Below are 8,782 nucleotides of genomic sequence, written 5' to 3'. Positions count from 1 at the left end.
CGAGAAAACCGCATGCACGGTTTGATGAGGAGAAGGTGGCGATTCGCCACCGACTTACTCTACAGACAGATTGAAATTTCTAAGGCTTTTTAGAATTTGTCCCTAAGATTTATTGAGTTTTATTTAAACTGTTTCTTCAATACCATTACTTCACTAAAAGGGGGAAAGGCAAGGAATATTTTCCTCCGTGCCTACGGAAGATGAGCGATTAATAATTTTTACATAGAAAATGTATTTATTTAGTTCAAGAAGTATGTGAGTTAAACACTTACAACTAACTGCATAGTTATATTCCAAGATATTCTTATTTTATAGTATTTGTAAAAAATTGCTTGAATTATATATCTACATATGATAATATATCGTATAAAGATATAATCGCTACACGATATAAGTGAGGTGGACTATGAATAAAATTGATAAAGCAAGAAAGGTAATAAAATTAAGAAGTGAAGTAGATGGATTAATACATGGTAGATATCATAAGCTTGCAAAGAAGTACAATCTTAGTCTTGAACAATTTCATTTGTTAATTGAACTTGATGAACTTGAATTAAATCTTAGTGATGAAATGTCAGCGCCTACTATAGGTGATATTGCAAAGAATATTAATAATTCTCAAAATACAGTATCTGAGAAGGTAAATAGACTTGAAAAAAAAGGACTCGTTAAAAGAGTAAAAAGCGATGAAGACAGAAGAATAAGCAGGGTAATGCTCACGGACGAAGGAAGAAAGCTTATTAATAATATAAATGAAGAAGCTAGCAGCAAATTCTTGCTTGATTCTATTTCAGCTTTAGAAGAAAGTGACATTGACAATTTGCTAAAGGGATTAGAAAAATTATATAAAAAAATGAGGAGTGAATAAAAAATAGATTTTGATAAAATTATGAATTATATAGAGGACTTGTACAAAAATGATAGCGAAATGGACAGAAAGACTTTTATTGAAGGTACCGAACTTAAAGATTTTATACCTGTTGTTGATAATGATGTTGCAAGAATGCTTAAACTAATTATATATTTAATTAAGCCTAAAAAAATACTGGAGATTGGAACAAGCATAGGTTTTTCAGCTTCTTCTATGGCAAGAGTAGTAAAGGAATATGGTGGTAAGATTGTTACAATTGAATATGATGAAAAAGTAGCACGTCAGGCTGAAGAAAATTTTAGAAAGCAAGGGTTAGATGAAGTAATAGAAATTAAAATGGGAGATGCCAAAACTATAATTCCAAATTTAAATGAAGAATTTGATATGATTTTTCAAGATGTAGATAAAAGACTTTATCCTGTTTTATTTGAAGATTGTATGAAGCTTTTAAAACATGGTGGAGTTTTGGCAGCAGAAGATACCTTGTTTCCTGTACTTGATTTAGAAGAAAGATGGCATAACCTTATAGAGCCTATCAAAGAATTTAATAAACTTGTTGTAAATGATGATAGACTTTTTAGCACAATGCTTCCTATTGGTGATGGTTTTGCAATTGCTATAAAAAAATAATATTTAAACTAATAAATTAATAAAAAATTAGGAATAAAAAATTAAATCATTATTCTTCAGAAAATAAAGTTTACTTTTAAATATGCATAATGTAAAATACAAAATAAGTTAATTAAAGAATATTGCGATGAACAGAAGTATTAGGAATCGAGTGGATTTTCAGAGAGCCGGGTTTGCTGTGAAACGGTAATTTTTAGATTTTGAACTCATCTGCGAGCAGTTGCCTGAATTTTTAAGGTTAAACGGAATTCCACCGTTATAAGGATAGATGGTATAAACTATATTTTTAAAATGTGGAGTGCTGTTGAAAAGTGGGTTTTTAATTTAAACCAATTGGAGTGGTACCGCGGGTTAGCCTCGTCTCTTTATTTTATTTAGAGATGAGGCTTTTTTTATAGAGTAGAGTGAAGGTGTATTTTTTACGAAAAATAATTTTAAATATAAATAGGATAAGTTAAAGAATTTTCTCAATGAAATGGAGGAAATTCAACCTTCACTGTAATCTTACCAAGCTTACTTATAAGATTAATATAATGATAATTTAAAAAATTCAGATTTCTATATAAAATATAAAATAGAGGGAGTGTTTTGCAATGCAGAATGTGAAGTATAGTAAATATCCAAAGGTTGATATCAAAAATCGTGAATGGCCAGATAAGGAAATTGAAAATGCACCAATATGGTGCAGCGTTGACTTGAGAGATGGAAACCAGTCTTTGCCTATTCCAATGAATGTTGATGAAAAAATTAAAATGTTTAAAATGCTTGTTAATATGGGATTTAAAGAAATAGAAGTTGGTTTCCCATCTGCATCAGATACTGAATATAACTTTTTGAGAAGATTAGTTGAGGATAAGCTTATTCCAGACGATGTTACTATACAGGTGCTTTCACAGTGCAAGGAAAATCTTTTAAAGAAGACATTTGATTCTCTTAAAGGAATAAAGAAGGCTATTGTTCATATTTATAATTCTACATCAACGCTTCAAAGGGAAGTTGTGTTTAGAAAGAATAAAAAGGAAATAATAGATTTAGCTTTGTATGGTGCTAAAATGGTTAAAGATTATAGTACAAAATATCCAGATACAAAATTTACTTTTGAGTATTCACCAGAGAGTTTTACTGGAACTGAGCTTGACTATGCACTTGAAGTTTGTGAGGCTGTACTTGATGTATGGAAGCCTACTAAAGATAATAAAGCAATTATAAATTTGCCATCTACTGTTGAAATGTCAACACCAAACGTATATGCAGATAGAATAGAATGGTTTTGTAAACATCTTTCCAATAGAGAAGCAGTAATAGTAAGTCTTCATACCCACAATGATAGAGGAACATGTACAGCTTCAAGTGAACTTGGACTTCTTGCTGGAGCTGATAGAATTGAGGGAACACTTTTTGGTAACGGAGAAAGAACAGGTAATCTTGATATAATGAATATGGCTATTAATATGTATTCTGAAGGCATAGATCCAGAACTTGACTTTTCGGATTTAAATAAAATTGTAGACTTGTATGAAGAATGTACAAAAATGACAGTATCAGAACGTCATCCATATGCGGGTAAACTTGTGTTTACAGCATTTTCTGGTTCTCATCAAGATGCTATAAGGAAAGGACTCCACGTGATGAAGGAGAAAAATGGTACTAAGTGGGAAGTGCCATATATTGCAATTGACCCGCATGATCTTGGTAGAGAGTATGAAGAAATTATACGTATAAACAGCCAATCTGGAAAAGGCGGAACTGCATATATAATGGAAAGTGATTTTGGATTTATACTTCCAAAGTCAATGCATCCTGAATTCGGAAAAATAATAAAAGCTAAATCAGATGAGCTTGGAACAGAACTTACTCCGCAGCAAATATTTGAGTTTTTTAAAGCAGAATATCTTGATAGAAAAACTCCGTATTATCTTAAAAATTATAAGCAACATTCAATTCAGAATGTTGAACAAGATGAAAATACAGTAGATATTGAAGCTGTAGTTTCTGTAAAGGGAAAAGATATAAAAATAGAAGGAATAGGAAATGGTCCTGTAGATGCTTTTTTTAATGCACTGCATTCAAATAATATAAACGGATGCAAGTTTATATCTTATGATGAACATGCATTAAATGTAGGATCACATTCAAAAGCCGTTGCCTATATACAGGTTGAAAATAATGAAGAAAGATACTTTGGGGTTGGAATATCAGATAACATAGATACGGCATCACTTAATGCACTTGTGTGCGCTTTGAACAGATGCTCTAAATAGAAATAATGCGAAGGAATACTGTTTTGCAACATTAAAAAAATTCTATAAATCTAAGATAAAAAAATCATAAAATTCTAAGATATTTCAATAACTTCCTATCGGTGAAACAGATTGAAATATCTAAGTATTTTATGATTTTTTTAAATTGTTCCTTTAGCAGTATTAACTGGCTTTAACAGGAGTTAACTTCGTCTGGATTTTCTAATCTGATTTCCTTTCTTAGTACTTTAATTGTCATAAAATAGCCTCTTTTTAATGAATTATTAGTTTAAATAATAATATGGTAGTAATTTCTTATGCACAATAATTAATTGTTATATAATTAACAATAAGGTTGCAAAAGTTTTGATAAATATAAATTTTGAAAAGATTTTTTGCAAAAAATAAATATTAAAAATTGAAGGTTTATTAATAATGTTCGTTCAGAAATATTTTAGATATTTACTTAAGATGTACTAACTTGCGTATAAATGCCAATGAATATAAATTTAGATAAATTTGAATTTAATGAAAAATGAATAATAATATTTAAAATTAACTATTTTACTTCATTTTCTACGTGGGCATATCCGAAACAAACTAATGAGAATAAGTACATTTGTATAAATTGAATATAGCAATATCTTTAATAATGTGTTAATATGTATGTGAACTAAATGATAATGTGATAAAAACAACGTAATTACAAAGACGGTTTTTAATAAAATGATATTTTTTGTATATTTAAATAAAAATTGTTATACTTAAAAATATAGTCGCATATGAAATGATTAAATCATTAATACTAAAATTATGATTAAAAAAATTCAATTGTAAAAAACAATTTTATTTACGGGAGGGTATATTTTATGGATTTTAGAATTGAAAGTGATTCTATAGGAGAAAAAAAGGTTCCAAAAGATGCTTATTATGGAGTACAAACATTAAGGGGAGCTAATAATTTTAATATCACAGGACTTAAACTTAATGTAGAATTTATAAAAAGTATTGTTCAAGTTAAGAAGGCAGCCGCTATAACAAACCAAGAAATAGGATTACTGAGATTAGACATTTCACAGGCTATTATAGGTGCATGTGATGAAATACTAGAAGGTAATTTTTATGATGACTTTATAATAGATCCAATTCAAGGAGGGGCGGGAACCTCCATGAATATGAATGCTAATGAAGTGATAGCAAATAGAAGCATAGAAATTTTAGGCGGAGAAAAAGGAAATTATGATATTGTTAATCCAAACGATCATGTAAATATGGGACAATCTACAAATGATGTTATACCTACAGCTGGGAAAATTACATCTCTAAAATTAATTTCAAACGTAATAATTAAATTAAGAGAGCTTTGTGATGCCTTTGATAAGAAAGCTGATCAGTTTAAAGATGTAATAAAAATGGGAAGGACTCAACTTCAAGATGCAGTTCCAATTACATTAGGTCAAGAATTTAAAGCATATAGCTCTGTAATAAGAAGGGACATAAAAAGAATACAAAAAATTCAAGAAGAACTTAAAGTTTTGAATATAGGGGGAACAGCCATAGGAACTGGAATTAATGCGGATACAAAGTATGTGAAGGGAATAGTTTCTAATTTAAGTAAGGTTACTGGGATAGAATTGCATCAGGCAGAAAACTTAATAGATGCAACCCAAAACTTAGATAGTTTTAGTGCTATTTCTGGAGTAATAAAAACTTGTGCGGTTAATTTATCTAAAATAGCAAATGACCTAAGGCTTATGTCATCTGGACCTAGGACTGGAATAGGTGAAATAAATCTTCCTGCTATGCAAAATGGTTCTTCTATAATGCCGGGAAAAGTAAATCCTGTAATACCAGAGGTTATAAATCAAATAGCTTTCAATATAATTGGAAATGATGTTACTGTAAATATGGCTGTTGAAGCAGGACAACTTGAATTAAATGCTTTTGAACCAGTCATTTTCTATAATATATTTCAATCTATAGAAACACTTACAAATGGCGTTGATACCTTCATTAATAATTGTATATTGGATATAACAGCAAATAGAGAAAGATGCAGTGAACTTGTTAATAATAGTGTAGGAATTGTTACGGCTATTTGCCCATATATTGGATATAGTTCTGCTGCTAAAATTGCAAAAAAGGCAATAAGGACAGGAGAATCTGTAAAGAAGATAATATTAAGTGAGGGGATTTTAAAGGAAGCACAAATTAATGATTTGATAAATCCTCTTCAAATGATTAAGCCAGGTATAATTGGAAGATAAATAGTATGCTATGTTAAAAAGTGTTGACAAAAATTTATGTTGTTAATTAGGTGTAAGGATTAGGAATACTTAAATAATGATAGAATTTCCCATGATTTAATATAATATAAAAGAATAAGGGTGCTGCATTAGCATATTTTTTATGCTAATGCAGCACCCTTATTCTTAGTGTTTGATACTTTTTAATATGTTTAAGTAATTTTATTTTTTCACAAACTATGTCATAATAAAGGTAGTAAATTGTATTTTGGAGATGATTATTTTATGGAAAATAAAATTGCAAAATTGACTGAAATTATAAGGGATAGTAACAATATAGTATTCTTCGGTGGTGCTGGTTGTAGTTGTGAGAGCGGTATACCGGATTTTAGAAGTTCAAATGGATTATGGAATGAAAAACTTAAAATTAAATTTACTCCAGAGCAACTTGTATCTCATACTTTTTTTATGAAATATCCAGAAGAATTTTTTAAATTCTATAAAGATAAATTAATTTACCCAGAAGCAAAACCAAATGCAGCTCATATAACTCTTGCAAAATTAGAAAAAATGGGTAAGCTTAAAGCTATAGTAACTCAAAATATCGATGGACTTCATCAAGCTGCTGGTTCTAAAATAGTTTATGAATTACATGGTTCTGTTTTAAGAAATTACTGTATGAAATGTGGTACTTTCTATGATGAAAAATTCATTTTAGAAGCTAAAGAGATTCCTACTTGTCCTAAATGTGGGGGAACTGTTAAACCAGATGTAGTTCTTTATGAGGAAGGTTTAGATGATAATATAATTAGAGGTGCGGTAGACGCAATTTCTAAAGCTGATACCTTAATAATAGGAGGAACATCCCTTGTAGTTTATCCGGCTGCTGGTCTTATAAACTATTTTAAAGGTAAGAATCTTATTCTTATAAATAAAAGTACAACTTTTGCTGATAACAAAGCTGATTTAGTTATTAATGATTCTATAGGAAAAGTATTTAATGAAGTTATGAAACTAATCTAAAAGAGGGCCTGCATTCTATAACTTATGATAAAGATGCAGATTTAATTATAAGTAATAGTATAGGAAAAGTATTGGAAACTGTTATATAGATGTGAGGAATATATGAAAAAAGATAGAATAGTATTTCATGTAGATGTAAATTCAGCTTTTCTTTCATGGACAGCAGTAGAAAGATTGAGAAAAGGTGAAAAAGTTGATATAAGAAAAATTCCATCTATTATAGGAGGAGACGAGGCAGCAAGACATGGAGTTGTACTGGCAAAATCCATGCCTGCTAAGCAATATGGAATTATTACAGGTGAAAGCCTTTATTCAGCAAGAAAAAAATGCCCTAAAGCTTTAATTTTCTCGCCTTCTTTTAATGTTTACAAGGAATCAAGCGAGAGGTTAATGAATTTACTTAAAGAGTATACTCCTATAATAGAACAATATTCTATAGATGAATGTTTTATGGATTTAACCTTTAATATAGGTAAAATGACATCACTAGAACTTGCTCAAATTATAAGAAATAGGATAAAAAGAGAGCTTGGATTTACCGTAAATATAGGTATATCAACAAATAAGCTTCTTGCTAAAATGGCATCAGAACTTGAAAAACCGGATAAAATAAATACTTTATATAAGGAGGAAATAAAAGCTAAACTTTGGCCGCTTCCAGTAGATGAATTATTTATGGTTGGAAAGAGTGGAAAAGAAAAGTTAAATAAATTATTTATTCACAACATAGGTGAACTTGCAAACTTTGATGTGGATATCTTGGTTAGTAAGTTTAAAAGTTATGGAAAATTGGTATGGCAATATGCAAATGGAATAGACAATTCTACAGTTAACAACTGTGAAGAAGGAGTGAAAATTATAAGCAATTCAACAACTCTTTCAAGTGATATCACGGAATTAGAAGAAATTAAGAAAGTCATAATTGAGCTTTGTGAGAATGTTTCTTCAAGACTAAGAAAAAGTGGTAGATGTTGTACAGCTATATCAGTGTCAATAAGAACAAATAATTTTAAAAATTATTCGCATCAAAAGAAATTGAAAAACCCTACTAATTGTACAAATAATATTATTGAAACTTCGAATTCTTTATTTTCTGAAATGTGGAGGAGAGAACCTATAAGACTTTTAGGAGTACAGCTTTCGGGTTTGTGTGATAGCGAAGTTAAACAGATATCCTTATTTGATAATAATAGTGATGAAAAAAATATTGCATTAGACAAAGCCATGGATTTGATAAGGCAAAAATATGGAGATTCTGCTATTAAAAGATTATCTACTTTAAAAAGAAGAAATTAGTATATCTAATTATGATGTGTTGAATTTGCAATGTGAAGGACATATTGATATTGGATAATAAAATTTTAATAGAGGAAGACGATGAGGCTAATGATAATAAGCCAAGATACGAATAAGGTTAATGGTACAGTTGAAAAAAAGGTTTTTTAGCTTATAAAAGAATAATGGGCTGTAAAACCAAATATACTTTGCCTAGAGTATCTGTATGCGTAAAATGGAGCATTTTGATTATATGACAAGCATAAATGAATTGCTTCTGCATTAAAGCTTATTTTAAAACAAATAATATTAAAGGATATGTTATTATATTAAACGTCGTCGCGAGATGACAGTGATTGATGAGTTCTGAAAAAACATTTTAAAAAGTGTTGACAGAGCAAATTAAACATGATATTATATATAAGCTGTCTCGTGCAGCACATTGAACTTTGAAAATTAAACAGAGAAGAATTAAGTAAACCAGCAATTCTTTTGAA

6 protein-coding genes and 1 other annotated feature are annotated in these 8,782 nt (G+C 29.5%); all 6 genes read left to right on the top strand.

Annotation, left to right across the window (positions count from 1 at the left end; all coding sequences use genetic code 11):
• Window positions 1–406: 406 nt before the first annotated feature.
• The gene (locus LQK79_RS20270; RefSeq protein WP_053243530.1) at window positions 407–868 is read left to right on the top strand and encodes a MarR family winged helix-turn-helix transcriptional regulator; all 462 of its coding nucleotides are present in this window, start codon (window positions 407–409) and stop codon (window positions 866–868) included.
• Between the two features lie 21 nt (window positions 869–889).
• The gene (locus LQK79_RS20265; protein WP_231017689.1) at window positions 890–1,501 is read left to right on the top strand and encodes an O-methyltransferase; all 612 of its coding nucleotides are present in this window, start codon (window positions 890–892) and stop codon (window positions 1,499–1,501) included.
• Between the two features lie 118 nt (window positions 1,502–1,619).
• Window positions 1,620–1,869, top strand: a binding site (T-box leader).
• 225 nt (window positions 1,870–2,094) lie between these two features.
• Window positions 2,095–3,762 carry a 2-isopropylmalate synthase gene (leuA, locus tag LQK79_RS20260; protein WP_053243532.1) on the top strand — a complete coding sequence of 556 codons (1,668 nt, stop codon included), beginning with the start codon at window positions 2,095–2,097 and terminating at the stop codon, window positions 3,760–3,762.
• Between the two features lie 848 nt (window positions 3,763–4,610).
• A complete protein-coding gene (locus tag LQK79_RS20255; RefSeq protein WP_053243547.1) occupies window positions 4,611–6,008 on the top strand; it encodes an aspartate ammonia-lyase in 1,398 nt (465 codons plus the stop codon).
• A gap of 264 nt (window positions 6,009–6,272) precedes the next feature.
• The gene (locus tag LQK79_RS20250) at window positions 6,273–7,010 is read left to right on the top strand and encodes an NAD-dependent protein deacylase (protein ID WP_231017687.1); all 738 of its coding nucleotides are present in this window, start codon (window positions 6,273–6,275) and stop codon (window positions 7,008–7,010) included.
• A gap of 102 nt (window positions 7,011–7,112) precedes the next feature.
• Window positions 7,113–8,306, top strand: a complete 1,194-nt coding sequence (locus LQK79_RS20245; RefSeq protein WP_053243545.1) for a Y-family DNA polymerase — start codon at window positions 7,113–7,115, stop codon at window positions 8,304–8,306.
• The last annotated feature ends 476 nt before the right edge of the window (window positions 8,307–8,782 follow it).

Origin of the sequence: Clostridium guangxiense, assembly GCF_021043395.1 — a bacterium.
Lineage (GTDB): Bacteria > Bacillota > Clostridia > Clostridiales > Clostridiaceae > Clostridium_S > Clostridium_S guangxiense.
The sequence above is the reverse complement of the archived record's forward strand: the minus strand, read 5'-3'. Positions and strand labels throughout refer to the sequence as shown.

Coding starts and splice junctions, on each gene's coding strand:
- leuA (WP_053243532.1), top strand. CDS start 2,095: ATGCAGAATGTGAAGTATAGTAAATATCCAAAGGTTGATATCAAAAAT.
- LQK79_RS20270 (WP_053243530.1), top strand. CDS start 407: ATGAATAAAATTGATAAAGCAAGAAAGGTAATAAAATTAAGAAGTGAA.
- LQK79_RS20250 (WP_231017687.1), top strand. CDS start 6,273: ATGGAAAATAAAATTGCAAAATTGACTGAAATTATAAGGGATAGTAAC.
- LQK79_RS20245 (WP_053243545.1), top strand. CDS start 7,113: ATGAAAAAAGATAGAATAGTATTTCATGTAGATGTAAATTCAGCTTTT.
- LQK79_RS20265 (WP_231017689.1), top strand. CDS start 890: ATGAATTATATAGAGGACTTGTACAAAAATGATAGCGAAATGGACAGA.
- LQK79_RS20255 (WP_053243547.1), top strand. CDS start 4,611: ATGGATTTTAGAATTGAAAGTGATTCTATAGGAGAAAAAAAGGTTCCA.